At 71.0% G+C, this 20397-nt stretch carries 21 protein-coding genes; 12 read left to right on the forward strand and 9 right to left on the reverse strand.

All coding sequences use genetic code 11. From position 1 onward, the window contains the following. Positions 1 to 12: 12 nt before the first annotated feature. From V1227_RS01660 to V1227_RS01675, 4 genes are all read right to left on the reverse strand, one after another. A complete protein-coding gene (locus V1227_RS01660) occupies positions 13 to 1332 on the reverse strand; it encodes a M28 family peptidase (protein WP_329790617.1) in 1320 nt (439 codons plus the stop codon). 64 nt (positions 1333 to 1396) lie between these two features. Further along, positions 1397 to 2416, reverse strand: a complete 1020-nt coding sequence (locus V1227_RS01665; RefSeq protein ID WP_329790618.1) for a YbaB/EbfC family nucleoid-associated protein — start codon at positions 2414 to 2416, stop codon at positions 1397 to 1399. Between the two features lie 167 nt (positions 2417 to 2583). Continuing rightward, the gene (locus V1227_RS01670; protein ID WP_329790619.1) at positions 2584 to 3873 is read right to left on the reverse strand and encodes a PepSY-associated TM helix domain-containing protein; all 1290 of its coding nucleotides are present in this window, start codon (positions 3871 to 3873) and stop codon (positions 2584 to 2586) included. Between the two features lie 64 nt (positions 3874 to 3937). Beyond that, complete coding sequence (locus tag V1227_RS01675; RefSeq protein WP_329790620.1) at positions 3938 to 4450, reverse strand: hypothetical protein; 513 nt, start codon at positions 4448 to 4450, stop codon at positions 3938 to 3940. A 72-nt stretch (positions 4451 to 4522) separates the two neighbouring features. Here V1227_RS01675 and V1227_RS01680 point away from each other — a divergent pair, with 72 nt between their 5' ends. Next, entirely contained in the window at positions 4523 to 4921 is a 399-nt protein-coding gene (locus tag V1227_RS01680; protein WP_329790621.1) for a GNAT family N-acetyltransferase, read from the forward strand. Here the strand turns inward: V1227_RS01680 and V1227_RS01685 are convergent. After that, positions 4918 to 5226, reverse strand: a complete 309-nt coding sequence (locus V1227_RS01685; RefSeq protein WP_329790622.1) for a hypothetical protein — start codon at positions 5224 to 5226, stop codon at positions 4918 to 4920. The genes V1227_RS01680 and V1227_RS01685 overlap by 4 nt on opposite strands. Positions 5227 to 5241: 15 nt before the next feature. Next, the gene (locus tag V1227_RS01690; RefSeq protein ID WP_329790623.1) at positions 5242 to 5814 is read right to left on the reverse strand and encodes a PadR family transcriptional regulator; all 573 of its coding nucleotides are present in this window, start codon (positions 5812 to 5814) and stop codon (positions 5242 to 5244) included. A 57-nt stretch (positions 5815 to 5871) separates the two neighbouring features. On the opposite strand from V1227_RS01690, the gene V1227_RS01695 reads away from it, so the two are divergent. Continuing rightward, positions 5872 to 6267 carry a nuclear transport factor 2 family protein gene (locus tag V1227_RS01695; RefSeq protein ID WP_236221292.1) on the forward strand — a complete coding sequence of 132 codons (396 nt, stop codon included), beginning with the start codon at positions 5872 to 5874 and terminating at the stop codon, positions 6265 to 6267. Positions 6268 to 6345: 78 nt separating this feature from the next. Here V1227_RS01695 and V1227_RS01700 read toward each other — a convergent pair whose 3' ends face one another. Both V1227_RS01700 and V1227_RS01705 read right to left on the reverse strand, forming a co-directional pair. Next, positions 6346 to 7068 (reverse strand): class I SAM-dependent DNA methyltransferase, encoded by a 723-nt coding sequence (locus V1227_RS01700; RefSeq protein WP_329790624.1) that lies wholly within the window; start codon positions 7066 to 7068, stop codon positions 6346 to 6348. Beyond that, positions 7065 to 7571 (reverse strand): nucleotidyltransferase domain-containing protein, encoded by a 507-nt coding sequence (locus V1227_RS01705; RefSeq protein ID WP_329790625.1) that lies wholly within the window; start codon positions 7569 to 7571, stop codon positions 7065 to 7067. The genes V1227_RS01700 and V1227_RS01705 overlap by 4 nt, the downstream gene beginning before the upstream one ends. Before the next feature lie 183 nt (positions 7572 to 7754). On the opposite strand from V1227_RS01705, the gene add reads away from it, so the two are divergent. The 5 genes from add (at position 7755) to V1227_RS01730 (ending at position 12078) form a co-directional block, all read left to right on the forward strand. Then, entirely contained in the window at positions 7755 to 8762 is a 1008-nt protein-coding gene (gene add / locus V1227_RS01710) for an adenosine deaminase (RefSeq protein ID WP_329790626.1), read from the forward strand. A gap of 126 nt (positions 8763 to 8888) precedes the next feature. Next, a complete protein-coding gene (locus tag V1227_RS01715; RefSeq protein ID WP_329790627.1) occupies positions 8889 to 9821 on the forward strand; it encodes a helix-turn-helix transcriptional regulator in 933 nt (310 codons plus the stop codon). A gap of 100 nt (positions 9822 to 9921) precedes the next feature. After that, positions 9922 to 10290 (forward strand): STAS domain-containing protein, encoded by a 369-nt coding sequence (locus tag V1227_RS01720; protein WP_329790628.1) that lies wholly within the window; start codon positions 9922 to 9924, stop codon positions 10288 to 10290. A gap of 11 nt (positions 10291 to 10301) precedes the next feature. Next, positions 10302 to 11567 carry a tannase/feruloyl esterase family alpha/beta hydrolase gene (locus V1227_RS01725; RefSeq protein WP_329790629.1) on the forward strand — a complete coding sequence of 422 codons (1266 nt, stop codon included), beginning with the start codon at positions 10302 to 10304 and terminating at the stop codon, positions 11565 to 11567. Positions 11568 to 11580: 13 nt separating this feature from the next. Then, positions 11581 to 12078, forward strand: coding sequence for an O-acetyl-ADP-ribose deacetylase (locus tag V1227_RS01730; protein ID WP_442916441.1), 498 nt, complete (start codon positions 11581 to 11583; stop codon positions 12076 to 12078). 19 nt (positions 12079 to 12097) lie between these two features. Here the strand turns inward: V1227_RS01730 and V1227_RS01735 are convergent, their stop codons facing one another. Further along, positions 12098 to 13090 (reverse strand): LacI family DNA-binding transcriptional regulator, encoded by a 993-nt coding sequence (locus tag V1227_RS01735; protein ID WP_329790630.1) that lies wholly within the window; start codon positions 13088 to 13090, stop codon positions 12098 to 12100. A 124-nt stretch (positions 13091 to 13214) separates the two neighbouring features. On the opposite strand from V1227_RS01735, the gene V1227_RS01740 reads away from it, so the two are divergent. From V1227_RS01740 to V1227_RS01760, 5 genes are read left to right on the forward strand one after another with little or no spacing between them, the layout of a single operon-like run. Further along, on the forward strand, positions 13215 to 14255 hold the full coding sequence (locus V1227_RS01740; RefSeq protein WP_329790631.1) for an ABC transporter substrate-binding protein: 1041 nt from the start codon (positions 13215 to 13217) through the stop codon (positions 14253 to 14255). Continuing rightward, positions 14245 to 15747, forward strand: a complete 1503-nt coding sequence (locus tag V1227_RS01745; protein ID WP_329790632.1) for a sugar ABC transporter ATP-binding protein — start codon at positions 14245 to 14247, stop codon at positions 15745 to 15747. Before V1227_RS01740 ends, V1227_RS01745 begins: the two co-directional genes overlap by 11 nt. Next, positions 15728 to 16672: an ABC transporter permease gene (locus V1227_RS01750; protein ID WP_329790633.1), complete on the forward strand. Its 945-nt coding sequence runs from the start codon at positions 15728 to 15730 to the stop codon at positions 16670 to 16672. The genes V1227_RS01745 and V1227_RS01750 overlap by 20 nt, the downstream gene beginning before the upstream one ends. After that, a complete protein-coding gene (locus tag V1227_RS01755) occupies positions 16669 to 17649 on the forward strand; it encodes an ABC transporter permease (protein WP_329790634.1) in 981 nt (326 codons plus the stop codon). The genes V1227_RS01750 and V1227_RS01755 overlap by 4 nt, the downstream gene beginning before the upstream one ends. 7 nt (positions 17650 to 17656) lie before the next feature. Continuing rightward, complete coding sequence (locus tag V1227_RS01760) at positions 17657 to 20371, forward strand: AbfB domain-containing protein (RefSeq protein ID WP_329790635.1); 2715 nt, start codon at positions 17657 to 17659, stop codon at positions 20369 to 20371. Positions 20372 to 20397: the final 26 nt, after the last annotated feature.

Raw genomic sequence — 20397 nt, forward strand, 5'->3', positions numbered from 1 at the left:
TGCGGGACGGGCCTACCGCCGGCTGGCCAGCCGGTAGGCCGCCGCGCCGATCAGCTCCAGCGACACCTGCAGCCGCTCCAGGCTGATGTTGTCGCGGATCGTGTCCTCCGGCGTGTGGTAGATCGGTTCGAGCTGCGCCGGCCCGCCCTCACCGCGCCAGCTGAAGTTCGCCGACGCCAGGCCCTTCTCGTGGAACGGCACGTGGTCGCTCGACCCGCGCGCCACCGGCCCGTGCACCCGCGGGTCGTAGCCGAGGCGTTGAGCGGCGGCGCGCACCGCCGCCGTGGTCGCGTTGTCGGCGCCGTCGACGGACAGCAACCAGTACGCCGTCGCCGGGTCGTGGCTGGTGGCGACCATGTCGTTCTGGAACACGCCCTTGATCCGCGCGATCTCCTCGGGCGGGAGCTGCGAGACGTAGTGCCGCGACCCGAGCAGGCCCTGTTCCTCCGAGCCCCACAACGCGAACCGCAACGCCTTGTTCGTCGGCAGATGACGCAGCACGCGCGCGAGTTCCAGGCACAGCACGGTGCCGCTGCCGTCGTCGTTGGCGCCCGGTGAGCCCGGCACGCTGTCGTAGTGCGCCGTCACCATCACGACCCCGTTGTCCCGCCACGGGAACGTCGGCGGCCGGTCGGCGATCACGTTGTAGGAGGTCAGGTTCGGGTGGTGCGTCGTGGTGATCGTCAGCTCGCCGGAACCCTGGGCGCGCAGCTTCTCCGTGTGCACCTGGGCGAGTCCGATCACCGGAACCGCGACGTTGCGGTCGAGGGTGGGGGAGAAGGCGCTGGACTTGATCGCGGTCGCGGAGATCCTGCCGAGGACCACCGCCACGGCACCGCGTTCGATCGCCGCGTGCGTGGGGCCGGAGCCGGCGGGGGCGTTGACGTAGAAGGCGATCTTGCCGGTCAGGTCCGGCAGCCGGCCGTCCACCACCTCGACGAACGGGGCCTTGACGGTCACCCCGAGCGCGCCGAACCGCGAGGCGCCCGACTGCCACCGGCCGTTGATCTCGGCGAGGTACTTGTCCGGCACGGTGAACGGCTGCGTCGTCACCTGGTACCGCAACGCCTCGAGCTCGCGGACGAGGTAGTCGCGGGCCCGGTGCTCGGACTCGGTGCCGCCGATGCGCGGCCCGATCCGGTCGCTCAGCACCTCGAGGTGTTCGAGCGCCCTGCGCGCCCGAACCCTCGCCACGACCGGGAAGTCGCCGAGGTCGAGGTCCGGTGCCTGCGAGGCGCCCGGTCGTCGTCCCGTCGCCGCGAGCGCGCTCGCGGGGCTGGCCACGACAGCGGCGACCCCGGCCGCCGCGGCGAAGAAGTCACGTCTGCGCAAGTCGTTCCCCCATCTCCGAAGGTCCAGCAGAACGTAGGCAGGCGGACCGGGACGGGACAACCGACTAGTGGCTGGCTTTCGACATCTCGGTGTCGGCGTGGGCGAGCACCAGGTCCTGCACCTGTCTGCGCGCGTCGGCCCGTGCCTTCTGCACGCACGCCATGAGTTGCGCCGAGAGCACCTGCGGGTCGAGGTCGCGGACGGCGGGGCTCAGTTCGATGCCGGTGGTGAGGCCGTTCGAGTCGACGGTCACGCTGATGCCGCCCCGTGCCGCGGCACCGCTGACGGCCGCGAGCGACTGCACCAGGTCGAGGTAGCGGCGCTGCTCGCGCTCGGCGGCGGCGTCGCGGCGCTCCTCCCACCACGCGATCCGGCGGCGCAGCAACGCCTGCGCGGTCAGCGGGTCGGACACGGGAACCGTCCACGAACCGGAGGCGGTGTGCAGCACGATCGCGTGCGAGTGCGCCGTCACGCGCTGGACGCGGGCGAACGAGACCCCGGCGTTGACCCGGCCGCCGTGGCGCGTGGTCCAGTCGGCGCGGTCGGTGCCGATCACGAGTCGCGTGCCGTCCCCCGCCAGCACGAGCGGGAACGCCGTCGAGCCCAGTTCGAGCACCGGCGCCGAGAGCAACGAGCGGTGGGCCAGCCGGGCCAGCGCGCTCGCGGATCCCGCGCCGAGCACCCCGGCCGCGCACAGCGCCTTCACCGCGATCGCCGCACCGGGGCTCAGCCGCAACGCGATGCCGGAACCGGGCAGGACGCCGAGCACGAGCTGCGCCGACGTCATCAGGGTCGTGGCGGGCAGCCACGAGTGCGGGTCGCTCAACCCGTTGCGGCGCAACCACGAGAGCAACGCGCACGCGCACGCCGCCGCGGCGACGGCCGGGATGGCCGACCACCACGGCATGATCTGCTGCCCGGCCGACGTCATGCCGGCCAGCACGATGCAGACGATGCCGATCGCGACGGGCAGCACGCCGGCGGAGAGCAGCAACAACGTCCTGGCGCGGCGCCAGCGCGCGGCCAGCGCGTGCACGACCTCGGGATCGTTGATCGCGGGGATGGCGCGGGGAATGAGAGTCATCAGGACACCCCTCGTCGGCTCTCCGCCGCCACCTGCGTGTGACGTGCGGGCCGACCAGGCTTCCCGGCTCACCTGGCCATCACTATGCCGCAAATGTCCAGTTCAGGCAAGGTTTGTCCACTGTGGATGGTGGTGGCGCGGGGTCGCGCCACCACCGTTGCGTTGTGTCAGGCCGTTTTCGCGCGCCGGCCGAGCAGGACGTCGACGACGAGGAAGACGACGAGGCTGATCCCGAGCAGCGGCGCGAACCACCCGACGAGCAGCGCGCCGAGGCCCAGACCGGCCAGCGCGCCGCGCGGGGCCCTGCGCCACTGGCCGCGCGGGGTCGGGCGGCCGAAGCCGCTCGTCGGCCTGCGCTTCCACCACATCCGGTAGCCGAGCACGACCAGCGCCACCAGGCCGCCGCCGACGAGCAGCAACAGCAGCTGGTTGGGCCAGCCGAACAGCACGCCCATGTGCGCGTCGATCCCCCACTTGGTGAGCTTCGCGCCGAGCGGGAAGTCGTCGAACCTCACCGACGCCACGACCGCGTCGCCTTGAACGGCCACGGAGTCGCCCTGGGTGGGCAGGCCCTTCTCGATCTCGACGACCTTCCAGGCGCCGTCGGGCGTGGCGGGCAGGCCGATCTCGACCAGCTCCGCGTCGACACCCCACGACCGCGCCGAGCCCAGCACCGCGTCGATGTCGCCGTGCCCACCTCCGGTCGAGGTGTGCTCGGTGTGGTCACCGTGACCGCCGCTGCCGCCGGGGATCTGCAGCGTCGGCGTGGACCACCCCACGGCCTCGCGGAGCACGCCGACGTTCTCGCCCGCGTAGGCCGACCACGTGAGACCGGTGGCGGACAGGAACAACGCTCCGGCGAGCACCCACACGCCGATCAGACCGTGCGTCCGGACGCGTTTGCTGTTGCGCGCACGGGAGATCCACAGGACGAGACCGCCCAGGGCGACGACCCACAGCCACGACGCGGCGAGCTCGCTGTAGAGACGACCGGGCTCGCCGAGCATCAGGTTGCGGTGCAACTGGTCGAGCGTCGTGCGCAGCGGTAGGACGCCACTGCTCCCGTAGACGACGAGATCACCGGTGACGCGGCCGGTGCCGGGGTCGACGAAGACCGCACGGCGTTCCGACTCGCCGAGGCCCTCCTCGGCGAACAGGACCCGCGTGGTGGCACCGGGTTCGGGCGCGGGGCGCACCGCGACGAGCGAGCCCCGCGGTGACGTCGCCACCGCGGCGTCGACCTGCTGGGACAGCGGGAGCTGCTGGGAGGTGGCGGGAACGCGGAGCTGGTCGGAGTAGACCCACGACTCCAGCTGCGGGGTCAGGGCGTACAGGACGCCGGTCAGCGAGGCGATCAGGATGAACGGTCCGACGAGCACACCGGCGTAGAAGTGCAGGCGCAGGAAGAGCCCCCGCCACGCGAACGACGCGCGCGGCGGAGTGGATGTGGTGGTCATGGAACTCCAAGAGGCGTGAACAGGGGCAGGACCGCTGCGCGAGCGGCTCTGTGCGAGGGGGGTTTCAGGCCTGTTCAGCCGGAGGACCGCGCCACGACAGCACGGCGGGCAGGACGGTCGTGGCCGGCACGCGTGCGGGAGTGGCGACGACCAGGGGAGCGCTGGCGGGCAGCGGGACGGGCCTGCGCGGCAACACGGAGGCGACGGCACGGGCCAGTGCGAGCACGGTGCGTTCCGCGAAGGCCAGCAGGGCCACGGCCAGAGCGGTGGCCAGGACGTGCGACGCGATCATGTGCGCCGGGTTCGCGGGGTGCTCGTGCCGCGACACGGCGAGGGACACCAGGACGTGCATCGCGGCCTGTCCGCCGCCGATCAGCAGGAGCAGCCTCGTCCACGTCAGCTCGTGCCTCGCGAACCCGCTCGTCGCCCACGCGAGCAGTCCGACGAGCGAGAACACCAGCCCGGCGTCGGGCAGCTCGCCGTCCGCGTCCGAGTGGGCGAGCACGGCCAGAGTCCCGTTGACCACGCCGACAGCCGCACAGCGCGCACGGCGCAACGGAGCGGTCGGCAGGGCCATGACCAGGAGCCTAGCGTCGAACGCCGGCGAAACCAGCCCACGTGAGTTCGACGAAGTTGGTTCAATTCGACGGTGATCACTTACGCCACCGATGTCAGCGACCTCACCGAGGACGACCTCACCGGGTTCTTCGTCGGCTGGCCCCAGCCGCCGTCACCCGCCCAGCACCTCGCCGTCCTGCGCGGGAGCTACCGCGTGGTGGTCGCACGCTCCGGCGGCACCGTCGTCGGTTTCGTCACCATGATCAGCGACGGTGTGCTGACGGCGTTCGTCCCGTGGCTCGAGGTGCTGCCGGAGTTCCAGGGGCAGGGCGTCGGCACCGAGCTGATGCGCCGGGTGGTGGCCGAGGCGGCGCACCTGTACTCGGTGGACCTCGTGTGCGACGACGACCTGCGGCCGTACTACGAGCGGCTCGGCATGACCGCGCTGACCGGCATGATCCTGCGCAACCACGACGCCTGCGGGGGTTAGATGCCTTCGAGGTCCAGCGTCTGCTGGTGCGGGCCCCCGGTGAACGAGCTGGTGAGCAGTCCGGCGCTGCGGCACCGGCCGCACGTCACCGGTGAGGTCGTGGCCTTGAAGCGGGTGAAGTCCCAGCTGCCCGTGCCGACGTGGCAGCCGGGGCCGGGCACCTCGAGGCCGAGCCAGCCCTGCAGCCGCACGGCGTGCACGACGTCCGACCCCTCCAGGTAGCCGTTGAGCCGCCCCGCGAACCGTTCGCGCGCCTCCGCCGCGGGCGCGCTGAGTGCCTCCTGCAACACCGAAATGCCGTTCATGGGCCCGATTCAACCTCACGTCGCCGCGTCGAGCCGGGCACCACGCCGCTCCAGCACGGTGAGGCTCCGGGCACACCACCGCACGTTGTCCCGCTCGAACGACAGGCCGCGCAACAAAGTCAGGTAGGGCCCGACCCGCTCGGCCGTGGCCAGGAACTCCTGCTCGGTCCGGCCGCCGAGCAGCTTGGCCCGCAGCCGTTCGTACCGCTCGACCTTCGCCTCCGCCCACCGCCGGCGTCGCGTGATCGACGCCTTCACCGCCTCGACGTCGCCGCGGTCCGCCGCCATCACGGCGACCAGCAGCTCGTCGCGGATCGCGGTGGGCTTGTGCTGTGCGGCCGTGAACCTCGTCAGCTCCTCGGCCCCTTTGCCGGTGAGGGAGAACAGGCGCTTGTTCGGCCGGCGCTCCTGCTCGACCACGCGGGCGGCGATGAGCCCGTCCGCCTCCATGCGGTCGAGCTCCCGGTAGAGCTGCTGCGGTGTGCACATCCAGAAGTTCGCCACGGACGCGTCGAACGCCTTGGCCAGGTCGTAGCCGGACGACTCCCCGTCGAGCAGGGCGGCCATCACGGCGTTGCGCAGTGACATACCCGCAGGTTACGGTGCCTCTACCTAGTCAACAAGTTGAGTATGCGAGGAACCGGCGTGGACGCATTCCGCACAGCGGTCGAAGCACGCGACACCGACGCGATGGCGGCCTGCCTGGCCGACGACGTCGTGTTCACCAGTCCCGTCGCGTTCAAGCCGTACCCCGGCAAGCCCATCACCGCGGCGATCCTGCGCGGCGTCATGCGGGTCTTCGAGAACTTCCGCTACGAGCGCGTGATCACCGACGGCCCGAACCACGCGCTGGTGTTCCGGACCGAGGTCGGCGGCAAGGAGGTCCAGGGCTGCGACTTCCTGCACCTGAACGCCGACGGGCTGATCGACGAGTTCACCGTGATGGTGCGGCCGTTGTCCGGCGCTCAGGCGCTGTCGGAGGCGATGGCGGCCCAGTTCGAGCAGATCCAGGCCGAAGCTCTGGAAGCGTTCAACTCCTAGAGCTGTCAAGGCCCGCGGACGGAGAAGCTGACCTCGTTCGACGCGACCTGCGAGGAACTCGCTTGCCGTACAAGGGCGTCACGCGGCTCTTTCGTAGACGCTCACGTGCCGCGTGCTGTCGGCTGTGAACGGCTCACCGTTCCACCCACCCCACCGGTCGCGCAGCCGCAGCCCCGCGATCCTCGCCATGAGGTCGAACTCGCCGGGGTAGGTCAGGCGTTGCCGGATCGGGCCGAACCGGATGCCGTCGACGCCGATGTGCACGTGGTTCTCGTCGAGCACCTGGGTGACGGGGTCGTAGCGGTTGACGTCCAGGCGCACGTGGTCGACCTCGACGGCCTCCACGTCGACGAACTGGTGGCGGTCCCGCGCGGCCCAGCCGGGCAGGCCGCACTCGACCACGAACACGCCGTCCGGCGTGAGGTGGCGCTCCGCGTTCTCGAAGCAGCGGACCTGGTCGTCCTGGGTGAGGAGGTTCGTGATCGTGTTGAAGACCAGGTACACCAGCGGGTACGTGCGGCCGGTGCCGGCGGTGGACATGTCGCCCAGCACCACCTCGACCGCCTCGCCGCCGGGTTTCTCCCGCATCCGGGCGACCATGTCCGGCGAGAGCTCGACGCCGTCCACCTCGACGCCGCTTTCCCGCAGCGGCAACGCGATGCGGCCGGTGCCGATCGCGAACTCCAGCGCTCTGCCGCCGAACCCCGCGAGGAAGCGGACGGTCTCCGCCTCGTCGCCGCGGGGCGAGTTGTCGTAGTTCCTGGCCGTTTCGGGACCGAAGCTCGGGTTGAAACCCTTCACGACTGCCACGGTAGCCCCGGCCGCCACCGAGTTTTCCGGCCGAGCGCCCGCAGCAGCGCGAGGTCGTGCAGATCCCGCTCGCGCGGCTCGTAGCCCTGGTGGAAGCGCAACTGCTGCTCGACGGACAGGCACGGCACGGTGGTGCCGAGGATCGTGCCCGTGACGAAGCACCCGGCCGGGTACCGGAACGGCTCACCGGGCGTGAGCGAGGACTGCTCGGCGCCGCCGTCCTCCGCGAACCGCAACGGGTGCAGGTCGATCTCGCGTCCCCGGCCGTCGGTGACCACGAACCGCACCGGCCGCCACGACAGCGTTTCGGTGAACCCCAGCGCGGCCAGGGCCGCCACGACCCGCGGCTCCTGCTCCTCGCGGTGCATCAGGTCCAGGTCGTCGTGCGGGCGCGTCTGCTCGCCGGCCGGCGCGTCGACACCCCAGCCACCTCCGACGTGGACGTCGAAGGCCCGCAGAGCGCCCAAGACCTCGAGCACGTCGTCGCCGGTCACGTGCCACAGCGTGCAACCGGGGCGCGAACGCCGCCACCGCTTTCGCCCGGCGCTGCTACGTTGGGCCCGTGACGGACTTCAAGCTGCCGCTCTACGGCGCTGACACCGAACGCGGCGACCTCGCTCCCTGAGCCGCTCCCGTTCCTCCGCCACCTCACCTCCGCCCCACCAGGGAGCTTCGCCATGCGTTCGTTCGTCCACGCCCTGCCCAAAGTCGAGCTGCACGTCCACCTCGTCGGCTCCGCCGGCCTCGACACCGTCCTGGAACTCGCCCGGCGCCACCCGGAGGCCGGGGTGCCGGCGGACCGCGCCGAGCTGGAGCGCTTCTACGCGTTCCGGGACTTCGACCACTTCCTGCGGGTGTTCTGGGCCGTCCAGTCGATGCTGAAGGGCCGCGACGACGTCCACACCCTCGTCGTGGGCCTCGCCCGTGAGCTGGCCGCGCAGAACGTGCGGTACGCCGAGGTCACCGTGACGCCGTACAACCACCTGGTGGACGGCCTGTCCGGCGACGAGGTGCTGGCGGGCCTGCAGACCGGTCGCGCCGAGGCGTCGGCGCTCGGGGTCGAGCTGGCGTGGTGCTTCGACATCCCGGGCGAGAAGGGCCTGGCCGCCGGACGGGAGACGCTCGCGTTCGCGCTGTCCGAACGTCCGGAGGGCCTGGTCTCCTTCGGGCTCGGCGGACCGGAGGCCGGTGTCGGCCGGGCCCAGTTCGCGCCCTTCTTCGACGCGGCGCGGGAAGCCGGTCTGCACAGCGTGCCGCACGCGGGGGAGACCACCGGCCCGGAGACCGTCTGGTCGGCGGTGCGGGACCTGCGAGCCGAGCGGATCGGCCACGGCACGAGCTGCGTCGAGGATCCGGCGCTGGTGGAACACCTGGTGCACAAGGGGATCGCGCTGGAGGTGTGCCCGACGTCGAACGTCCGGACGCGGCAGGTGGCGTCGATCGAGGCGCACCCCGTGCGGCGGATGCTCGACGCCGGAGTGGTGGTCACGCTGAACACCGACGACCCGCCGTTCTTCGGCGCCACGCTGGAGGGCGAGTACGTCGCCGTGGCCGAGGCATTCGGACTCGGCCACGCGGACGTGGCCCGGCTGGCCGAGAACGCTGTGCTGGCCTCGTTCCTGCCGAACAGCCGCAAGACCGTGCTGCTGGAGGAGATCGCGGGCGTGCTCGCGTCGGTCCGGTAGCAGCCGCCGGGAGTCCACTTCGGATGGACCTCGGCGCGCCGCCCGGATCTGAGGGGCCAGACGGCGCCGGCGGGGTGTCACCGTCCGTACCGGTGGAACCGTCCGTCTTGGCGATGGACACCGCCGGTGCGGGCGAGGATCGTGCTGGGCGTGGAGCAGGTCGTCGAGGTGACGGACTTGGACGCGGCCAACGAGGTGTTGAACGCCGCTTACGGCCAGATGCGGCTCAACCGCGGCATCGAGCACCCGCACATGTGGATGTCGTCGCGGATACACGGGCAGATGAGGTTCGACGAGCTGCACGGGAGCATCAGACTCGAGGTCAGCGTCGACCCGATGCAGAACTACGTCTTCGGGCACACGGGCGCGGGGATGGTCTACTACGGCTCGGGCGGCGAGGACCGCTACTGGCTGCCCGGTGAGTCGTTCCTGACGGCACCACCCGACAGCGGGTTCATCGGGGCGGTCTTCGACCCGCGGCTGTCGACGGTCACGCTGCCCCGGCCGGTCGTCGACGAGGTGGCCGACGACGTCCGGTTCGCGGGCTTCCGGCCCCTCTCGCCCGAGGCCGGTGCCGCGTGGTGGTCCACCTGCGCGCACCTGCGCGACGAGGTGCTGCCGCTGTTCGGGGACCACCCGCTGGTGTCGGCCAACGCGACCCGCCTGCTGGTGTCGGCGACGCTCGCCGCGTTCCCGAACAACTCGCTCGGCGGCCCGGCGCCGTCCGATCGGCGCGACGCGCACCCTCGGACCGTGCGTCGCGCCATCGCGTTCATCGAGGCCAACGCCGCGAACGACATCACCGCCGCCGACATCGCCCGCGCCGCACGGGTGTCGATCCGGGCGGTCCAGCTCGCGTTCCGCCACCACCTCGACATGACACCGATGGCCTACCTCCGGCGCGTGCGCCTCTCCTGCGCGCACGCCGACCTGCGCGCGACGAACGGCACCGTCACCGCGATCGCCGCACGCTGGGGCTACGCCCGTCCGAGTGTCTTCGCGGCCCACTACCGCGCCGCGTACGGGGTTGCGCCGTCGAAGACGCTGCGGTCGGGCTGAGGCACTTCGTTTTCCCGGTCGCCGCTTCGTTCCCGCTGCTATCGACCGGGCCCCCCGGTGCGGTGAAGTGGTGGTGTCCCGTCCAGGGAGGCGAGGTCCGATGACCACCTGTGACACCACCCCGTTCGCCGTGCGGGCGCAACGCTCCGGCACCCGATTCGTGGTCACGTGCCAAGGCGAGATGGACATGACGACCTGCGAGGTGTTCTTCGCCGCCGTGCTGCCCGGCATCACGGACACCGCGACCGACCGCGTGCAGGTCGACCTCGCCGAGGTGACGTTCCTGTCCGCGAGCGGCTTGCGCACCCTGCTGCTCCTGCTCTGCGCCGCGCACCGCAACGGCAAGTCGTTCGACCTGCACCACCTGCGGCCCCCGGTGCGCCGGGTGCTCGACCTGTTCGGCTACACCACTTTCAAAGCGGGCCTTGTGTGGGAGGCAACCATGTCGCCGGAAGGCCGCCGTCACTAGCTTGACCAGCTATGTTGCTGCCCCTGGTCCTGGTGCTCGCGCTGACCCCGCCGACGTCCGCGATGACGGTGCCCGGCGCCGAGCACCAGCAGCTCACCCACCTCGCCGACCTCACGACCACGGGCCTGGTCGCCACCGGCCACACCGACCCGGCCGACTGGGCGGGCCTCACGAGCGCCGCCCTGCCCGTGCCCGGCGCCGTCCCGGGGATCCAGATCGACGGCTACTTCCCGGACACCTCCCGCACCAACACCAACCACGGCTGGCACGACTCCCAGTTCGTGGTCAGGCTCCCGGACCGCTGGAACGGCGGCCTGGTCGTCACCGGCGCACCGGGCGTCCGTGAGCAGTACGCCAACGACCGCGCCATCTCCGACTGGGTCCTCTCCCGCGGTTACGCCTTCGCCTCCACCGACAAGGGCAACACCGGCGCCCAGTTCTACCGCGACGGCCGGGCGATCGAGGAGTGGAACCACCGCTTCACCCAGCTGACCCTCGCCGCGAAGAAAGTCGTGTCCCAGCGCTACGGCCGCGCCCCGCGCCGCACCATCGCCACCGGCATCTCCAACGGCGGCTACCTCGTCCGCTGGCAGTTGGAGAACCGCCCGCACCTCTACGACGGCGGCGTGGACTGGGAAGGGACGCTGTGGACGGTCGCGGGCCCGAACCCGCTGACGTTCCTGCCTCCCGTGCTCCGCGCCTACCCGGCCTACCTGGCGGGCGAACCGGGCGCGCACGAGGCGATGGTGGCGGCGGGCTTCCCGGCCGGCACGGAGTTCCTGTGGGACTACCACCACCGCTACTACTGGGACCTGACGCAACGCATCTACCGCGAGGAGTTCGACCCCGGTTTCGACGGGGCCCTGGAGGCGGGGGTGCCGTTCTGCGCTTCCGGGACGCCCGCCTGCGATGCGGACTACTCGTACTCGGATCGCCGCCGGGTCGCGGGGCCGGCGGTGTCGCGGGTCGCGTTGACGGGGAAGGTGAAGCGGCCTCTGCTGACCGTGCACGGGACCTATGACGTGCTGCTGCCGATCAGTCAGGACTCGGACGTCTACGCGGAGATGACGCCCGACCGGTTGCACCGGTACTACCGGGTCGAGCAGGGGACCCACGTCGACGGGCTCGTGGACGCCCACCCGGATCGGTTGAGGCCGCTGGCGCCCTGCCACCGGGCGGCTTTCGTGGCGTTGGAGCGGTGGCTGGACGGGGTGCGGCCGCCGGCCTCGGCGACGCTGCCGAGGCCCGCTGACGTGGCCACCTGCCCGTTGTCGTGATCCAATCGGGGACGTGGCCACCATCGAGTACGTCCTCGGCGACATCACCGAGCAGGAAGTCGACGTGATCGTCAACGCCGCCAACTCCTCCCTCCTGGGAGGCGGCGGCGTGGACGGCGCGATCCACCGCAAGGGCGGCCCGGAGATCCTCGCCGAGTGCCGCGAGCTCCGGGCGGGGCACTACGGCGGTGGGCTCGAAACCGGCCAAGCCGTCGCCACCACCGCGGGCAGGCTCCGGGCGCGCTGGGTCGTGCACACCGTGGGTCCCGTGTACTCACCCACCGAGGACCGCTCCGCTCTCCTGGCCGCCTGCCACCGCAACTCCCTGCGGGTGGCGGCGGACCTCGGCGCGCGCACCATCGCGTTCCCCGCCATCTCCACCGGCATCTACCGGTGGCCGGTCGAACACGCCGCCGAAACCGCCCACGAGGCAACGAAAGACGCCCCGCTGGACCTGATCAGGTTCGTGCTGTTCGACCAGGCCGCCTACGACGCCTACGCGCGCCGGTAGTCGTGGTCCGGGCCGGACGTCAGCGGGCCACGGTGCTTTCCCTGACCAGCAGGGAGAACGGGGTCTGGACGTCCTCCAGGGCGTCGTCACGGGCCTCGACGCGGCGGTGCAGCAGGTCGACCGCGGCGCGGGCGATGGCGGTCTTGTCGGGGGCCACGGACGTCAGGGACGGGGAGCTGTAGGCGCTTTCCTCGTTGTTGTCGAAGCCGACGACGGCGAGGTCTGAGGGCACCCGCACGAAGCGTTCGGCGGCGGCTCGCATGGCACCGATGGCGAGGAGGTCGTTGAAGCAGAACACGGCGTCCGGTGGGGTGCGGAGGTCCAGCAACGACTTCATCGCGGCGGCGCCGTCGGCCCGGTGGTAGTTCAGGGCCGGCACGACGAGCTCGTCGACGAACGGCAGGGAGGCCTCCTCCAGGGCGGTGCGGTAGCCCTCCAGGCGCAGGGCGGCGGTGCCCCGGTGGGGGTGGGCGCCGATCGCGGCGATGCGCGTGCGGCCCAGGGAGATCAGGTGCTTCACGGCGGCCTGGGCGGCGGCCACGTTGTCGATGCCGACCCGGTCGATCGGGACGTCGACGGCGTGCTCGCCGAGCAGGACCGCGGGGACCGACAGCTGGAAGTCGTCGTCCTGCAGCGCCTCCGGGCTGAGGATCGCGGCGTCCACGAGGTGCGGGCCCAGGGACGCGAGCGCCGAGCGTTCGCCCGCGAGGGTGCCGAAGGTCTGCTCGATGAGCACGTTCCACTCGTGCTCCTGGGCCGCGGCGATGACGAGGCCGGCCAGCTCCGCGAAGTAGGGGATCGAGAGCTCGGGCAGGACGAGGGCGATGAAGCCGGTGCGGCCGCGGCGCAGGTTGCGGGCGCCGAGGTTGGGGCGGTAGCCGGTCGCCTCCAGCGCCTCCTCGACGCGGCGGCGGTTGTCCGGTTTCACGAACGAGTAGCCGTTGACCACGTTCGACACGGTCTTCACCGAGACGCCCGCCAGGCGAGCGACGTCCTTCAGCGTGGCCAACACAGCCTCCTGGAAAAAGGTACCGGGAAGAGTACCGGGAAGTCCTCAGTCTTTACATCGTTGGAACAACGATGCAAATCTAGCGCCTGAGAGCGCGTCCACGCATAGCCCGGTGTAGGAGCCAAAGATGTCTCGCTTACTGCTCGTCGCTGTCGCCGCCCTGCTCGTGACCGGTTGCACCGCGAGGGAGAACCCGCAGACCACGACCAGTGGCGGGCCCGCCGCCAGTGCCGCGGAGAACCAGGCGTCCGGTCCGGGCTGCTCGCGCGCCAGGTCCGGGTACCCGCAGGTGGACCTCAAGGGCGCCGTCGTCGGCTTCTCCCAGTCGGAGAAGGAGGCCAACCCGTTCCGCACGGCCGAGACGCAGTCGATCCGGGACGAGGCCGCCAAGCGCGGAGCCGAGCTGCTCTACACCAACGCGCAGAGCGACCTGAACAAGCAGATCAGCGACATCAAGTCGTTGATCGACCGCGGCGCGAAGCTGCTGATCGTGGCGCCGCTCAACTCCGACGGCCTGCAGCCCGCGTTCGACGCGGCCAAGGCCAAGCAGGTGCCGGTCGTGACGATCGACCGCAAGGTGACCTCGCAGCCCTGCACTGACTACCTGACGTTCATCGGCTCGGACTTCGTCGAGCAGGGCAAGCGCGCCGCCCAGCAGATGATCAAGGCGACCGGCGGCACCGGCAAGGTCGCGATCCTGCTCGGCGCGTCGGGCAACAACGTCACGGTCGACCGCACCAAGGGCTTCAAGGACGGCATCGCGGGCACCCCCGGCCTCACCGTGGTCGCCGAGCAGACCGGTGAGTTCGACCGGTCGAAGGGCCAGGCCGTGATGGAGCAGCTCATCCAGAGCAACCCGGACATCACCGCCGTCTACGCCGAGAACGACGAGATGGGCGTCGGCGCCGTCACCGCCCTCAAGGCCGCGGGCAAGCAGCCGGGCAAGGACGTCAAGATCGTTTCCGTCGACGGCACGCGCAACGCCGTGCAGCTCGTCGCGGACGGCAGCTACACCGCGGTCGTCGAGTCCAACCCGCGCTTCGGCCCGCTCGCGTTCGACACGCTGGAGAAGTTCGGCAAGGGCGACGAGATCCCGAACACCATCGTGATCTCCGACGACGAGTACGACACCACCAACGCCGCGCAGAAGCTCGCCAATGCCTACTGACACGCCCACCGGCCCCGTCATCGAGGTCGCCGGCGTCACGAAGACCTTCGCCGGCGTCCGCGCCCTCGGCGACGTGGACTTCACCCTCGCGCGGGGTGAGATCCACGCGCTGGTGGGGGAGAACGGCGCCGGCAAGTCGACGCTGATCAAGGTCCTGACCGGCATCCACACCCCGGATGCCGGCCGGGTCACCCGGAACGGGCGGATCTCCACGATCTACCAGGAGGTCAACCTCGTCCCGCTGATGAGCGTGTCCGCCAACCTGTTCCTCGGCAGGGAGCCGCGCACCCGGTTCGGCCTGATCGACCGTGCCCGCCGGGACGCCGACGCCGCGGAGCTGTTGCGGGGCTACGGCATCACGGCGGACGTGAGCAGCCCGCTCGGGACGCTCGCGGTCGGCGAGCAGCAGATGGTCGCGCTCGCCAGGGCGGTCGAGGCCGACGCGGACGTCGTGATCATGGACGAGCCCACGTCGTCGCTGGAACCGCGCGAGGTGGAGACGCTGCTCGGCGTCGTGCGCACGCTGCACGAGGCCGGCATCGCGATCATCTACGTGAGCCACCGGATGGACGAGCTGTACCGGATCTGCGACACGGTCACGGTCCTGCGCGACGGGCGGAACGTGCACAGCGGCCCGTTGCGGGACCTCCCGCGCATCGAGCTGGTCTCGCTGATGCTCGGCAGGTCGGTGAAGGAGATCGAGAGCCAGGGCACCACGGCGTTCGGCGAGAGCCACCACGCCGACGCGCAACCGGTGCTCGAGGCGCGGAACCTCACCAGCAAGCCGCGCATCAACGGGGTCAGCGTCTCGATCCGGCCCGGTGAGGTCGTCGGCCTCGCCGGCCTGCTCGGGTCCGGCCGCACGGAGACCGCGAAGGCGATCCTCGGCGCGCTTCCGATCGACGGCGGCACCGTTGTCGTCGCCGGCGCACCGGTGGCGCGCGGCGTCAAGGCGGCCACCAGGGCGGGCATCAGCATGCTCGCCGAGGACCGCAAGACCGAGGGGATCATCCCGAACCTCTCCGTGCGCGAGAACATCGTCCTCGCGGCGCTGCCGAGGCTCAGCCGGTTCGGCGTCGTCAGCAGGGCGAGGCAGGACAGGATCGTCGACACCTTCGTGCAGCGCCTGCGCATCAAGGTGTCGAGCCCCGAGCAGAAGGTCTCGGAGCTCTCCGGCGGCAACCAGCAGAAGGTGCTGCTGGCCCGGTGGCTGTGCACCGAACCGAAGATCCTGCTCCTCGACGAACCGACGCGCGGCATCGACGTCGGCGCCAAGGCCGAGGTGCAGGCCCTGGTCGACGAGCTCGCGCGGGAGGGCCTGGCGGTGCTGCTGATCAGCTCCGAGCTCGACGAGCTGCTCGACGGCGCGGACCGGCTCGTCGTGCTGAGGGACGGCACCGTCGCCGGGGAACTGGAAGGGGACCGGCTCACCCGTGAGCACGTGCTCGAGGCCATCGCGGCGGAGGTGACCGATGACGCTGACAGCCACTAGAACGGCCGCGCGAACGCGGTGGTTGCAGGACAACGGTGTCTACGTCGCCGTTGGCGTGCTGCTGCTGTTCAACGCCCTGTTCACGGCCAACTTCCTGACGCCGGGCAACTTCACCACCCAGCTCGTGCAGGCGGCACCCGTGCTGATCGTCGCGCTCGGCATGGCGCTGGTGATCGGCACCGAGGGCGTCGACCTGAGCGTCGGCGCGGTCATGGCGCTGGCCGCCGCGATCATCCCGCTGTACCTGGGCGCCGGACCGCTCGTCGCGATCACGATGGCCCTGGTGGCGGGCGTGCTCGCCGGGGTGGTGAACGGCGTCCTCGTCGCCGGGGTCGGCATCCAGCCGATCGTCGCGACCCTGGCGCTCCTGGTGGGCGGGCGCGGCCTGGCGCTGGTCATCGCGGACGGCCAGCTCGTCCAGCTGCACGACCCGGCGTTCCTCGCGCTCGGCACCGGTGACGTGCTCGGCGTCCCGATCAGCGTGCTGGTCGCGGGCGTGCTGGCGGTCGCGGTGGCGGCGCTGACGAACCGCACCACGTTCGGCCGCCAGCTCGTCGCGATCGGCGGCAACCGCAAGGCGGCCACCCTGGCGGGGCTCCCGGTCAACCGGGTGCTGATCGGCGTCTACGCGATCTGCGGCGTGCTCGCCGCGGTCGCGGGCGTGCTGGCCACGTCGAGGCTGTCCGCCAGCGACCCGGCCGACATGGGCCTGCTGATGGAGCTGTCCGCGATCACCGCGGTGGTCGTCGGGGGGACCCCGCTCACCGGGGGCAGGGTCCGGGTTCTCGGCACGGTGTTCGGCGTGGTCCTGATGCAGCTCGTCAGGGCGACGCTGATCAAGCACAACCTGCCGGACTCGATCGCGCAGATGATCCAGGCCGCGATCATCATCGCCGCCGTCTACGTGGCACGGGAGCGCCGATGACCACCACCGCCACACCGGCGAACACCGCCGCGGTCCCGGCCGGGGCGTCGCGGGCGAAGGTCCTGCAACGCCAGGGCCCCGCCGTCGCGCTCGCGCTGGTGGTCGCGGTGTCCTGGCTGGTCTTCCCGCGCTTCGGCAGCCTCGACAACGTGCGCGACCTCGCGCTGCAGGGCGCGTTCCTCGCGGTGATCGCGCTCGGCATGACGTTCGTGATCATCACCGGCGGCATCGACCTGTCCGTGGGCTCGGTCTACGCCCTGGGCGGTGTGCTCGCGGCCTGGGGCTCGCAGCACGGGTTCCTGGTCGCGTTGCTTCTGCCGCTGGTGGTGTGCGGGCTCATCGGGCTGGTCAACGGGCTGCTGATCGCCCGCACGAACATGGCGCCGTTCATCGTCACGCTGGCGTCCCTGCTGTTCGCGCGCGGCCTGCTGCTCGTCATCACCGACGAGGGCGCCACCACCTACCAGATCCCGCCGGACAGCGCGTTCGTCGAACTGGGGCGCGGCACCGTCTTCGGCTTCGGCTACCCGATCTTCGTCGCGGCCGTGCTGTGCCTGCTGGGCGGGATCGTGCTGAACCGCACCGGCTTCGGGCAGAACGTGTTCGCCACCGGGGGAGCCGAGCAGTCGGCCGTCCTCATGGGCGTGCCGATCGCCAGGACGAAGGTCCTCGTCTACACGATGAGCGGCACGCTGGCGGGCCTCGCCGGCGCCCTGACGGCCGCCTACCTGCAGTCCGGCGTCACGGTCATCGGCGTCGGCCTAGAACTCGACGCGATCGCCGTCGTCGTCATCGGCGGCACCCTGCTGACCGGCGGCATGGGCACGGTGCTCGGCACCGTGATCGGCGTCGGCCTGATCAAGGTCATCCAGAACGTCATCAACCAGATCGGCACGCTCGACAGCAACTACCAGTCGGTGGTCAGCGGCGCGTTCCTCCTCATCGTCGTCGTCCTGCAACGAATACTCCGGAGATAGGAGCACCATGACCAGACGCGTCCTGGGCGTGTTGGTCGGCATCCTGATCACGTCCACCTCCCTCACCCCCGCAGCGCACGCGGTGGAGTGGGTCCCCAAGACCCCTCCGCTGTCGACGCCCTGGACCTCCCAGGTGTCGCCGGCGAATGCGCTGCCCGAGTACCCGCGTCCGCAGCTCCAGCGCCCCGAGTGGCAGAACCTCAACGGAGTGTGGGAGTTCGCGGGCGCACCGGACCTCGGCAACCCGCCGATCGGCAGGCCACTGGCCGAAGGCGTCCTCGTGCCGTACCCGATCGAGTCCGCCCTGTCGGGCATCAAGCGGCACGAGGACAACATGTTCTACCGCCGCACCTTCACCATTCCGCCCACCTGGAACGGTCGCAACGTCAAGCTCAACTTCGGCGCGGTGACCTGGGAGACGCGCGTCTGGGTCAACGGCCGGCAGGTCGGCACGCACACCGGCGGCTTCGACGCGTTCTCGTTCGACATCACCTCCGCGCTCCGGGCGGGCACGAACGAGATCGTCGTCGGCGTGCACTCGCCGGTCGACGGCAGCCGGTACCCGGTCGGCAAGCAGCGCCGCAGCCCGAGCGGCATCTTCTACACCGCCGCGTCGGGGATCTGGCAGACGGTGTGGCTCGAACCGGTGCGCAGCGCGCACATCACGCGGCTCGACACCACGCCGAACGTCGCCGCGGGCGCTCTCGACCTCGTCGTGCAGGGCACCGCGGGGCAGTCCGCCACCGCCGAGGTGCTCAGCGGCGGGCAGGTCGTCGGCAGGCAGACCGGCACGACCGGCACCCCGCTGCGGGTGCCGGTGCCGAACGCCCGGCTGTGGTCGCCCGACGACCCGTTCCTCTACGACCTGCGCGTGACCCTGGGCAGCGGTGACTCCGCCACCGGCTACTTCGGCATGCGCTCGCTCGGCAAGGCGGTGGTCGGCGGCGTCATGCGGCCGTTGCTCAACGGGAAGTTCGTCTTCCAGAGCGGCACGCTCGACCAGGGCTACTGGCCGGACGGCATCTACACCGCGCCGACCGACGCGGCCCTGCGGTGGGACCTCGAACGCCAGAAGGCGCTGGGGTTCAACATGGTCCGCAAGCACATCAAGGTCGAACCGGCGCGCTGGTTCTACCACGCCGATCGGCTGGGCCTGCTGGTGTGGCAGGACATGCCGTCGCTCGACGCGGTCGACGAGGTGCCGAACGGGCGCGCGAACCACGAGTCCGAGCTGCGCCGGATGATCGACCAGCTCAAGGGCATCACGTCGATCGTGCAGTGGGTGCCGTTCAACGAGGGCTGGGGCGAGTACGACGCCGGCCGGATCGTCGACCTGGTCCGCTCGATCGACAACACCCGCCTGGTCAACCACAACTCGGGGTCCAACTGCTGCGTCTCGGACCCCGATCCCGGCAACGGCGACGTCGTCGACGACCACCACTACCAGGTCTCGGCGAACACCCGGCAGCCCGACGCCAACCGGGTGGCGGTGCTCGGCGAGTTCGGTGGCCTGGGCCGCAGGATCGCCGGCCACGAGTACCAGCCGGGTGCCGGATTCGCCTACGGAGCCCTGTACCCGGACGAAGCGTCGCTGACCAAGCGCTACGAGGAGGTCATCAAGCAGGTCCAGCGGCTCGTCCACACGCGCGGGTTGTCCGCCATGGTCTACACCGAACCCTACGACGTGGAAAACGAGGTCAACGGCTTCTACACCTACGACCGGCGCGTGCTGAAGATGACCGAGTCGCGGGTGCGGGCCGTCAACCTCGGGGTGCTCGCCGTCGCGCGCGGCACGGCGGTGAGCCCCGACGACGTGGTGTCGTTGCGCGTCACCACTTCCGGCTACACGAACCGGTACCTGCGCCACCAGGACTCGCTGGCCCGCACCGACGTGATCAGCACCGACCTCGGCAGGCTCGACGCCACGTTCCACCCGCGTCCCGGACTCGCCGACGCGGCCTGCCTGTCGTTCGAGTCGCGGAACTTCCCCGGCCGGTTCCTCAGGCACAGCAACGGTCGCATCCGGACCGACGTGAACAACGGCACGATCGCGGCGGACGCCACGTTCTGCGCGCGGGAAGGCTCGGGCGGCACCGCGCTGGAGTCCTACAACGTGCGCGGTTCGTTCGTGCGGCACCACAACGAGGGCGTGTACCTGGCGCGCTCCGGTGGCCCGAACCCCTGGGACACCGCGAGCTCGTTCGCCGCGGACACCACGTGGGCGATCGGCACGGGCCTGTGGCGCAGCGGCGCGGACCTGCCGCTCGACCAGGCGCGGTCGTTCCGGGTGACCACGCCCGGTTTCGCGGACCGCTACCTGCGGCACCGGGAGTCGTTGGCGCGCACGGACGTCGTGACCGGCACGAGTGACGCGCTGACGAAGGGCGACGCGACGTTCGTGGTGCGCCGCGGGCTCGCCGACCCGACCTGCTACTCGCTCGAGTCGCGCAACATCCCCGGCCAGTTCCTGCGGCACGCGGACTTCCGCGTCCGCCTCGGCACCAACGACAACACCGACCTGTTCCGGCGCGACGCGACGTTCTGCGCGCAGCAGGGCAATGGAGGCGTTCGACTGGAGTCGGTCAACGAGCTGGGCACGAACATCCGGCACTACCAGGAGGAGGTCTGGGTCGCCTCGAACGGCGGCGCGCACGTGTACGACAACCCCGTCTCGTACGACCAGGACGTGAGCTGGGCCGTCAGCTCGCCCTGGACGCCGTAGGGGAGATGGCTGCTGCCCGGGGACGT

It is taken from the genome of Lentzea sp. DG1S-22 (genome assembly GCF_036321065.1).
In the GTDB taxonomy this organism is placed as follows: Bacteria; Actinomycetota; Actinomycetes; order Mycobacteriales; family Pseudonocardiaceae; genus Lentzea; species Lentzea jiangxiensis.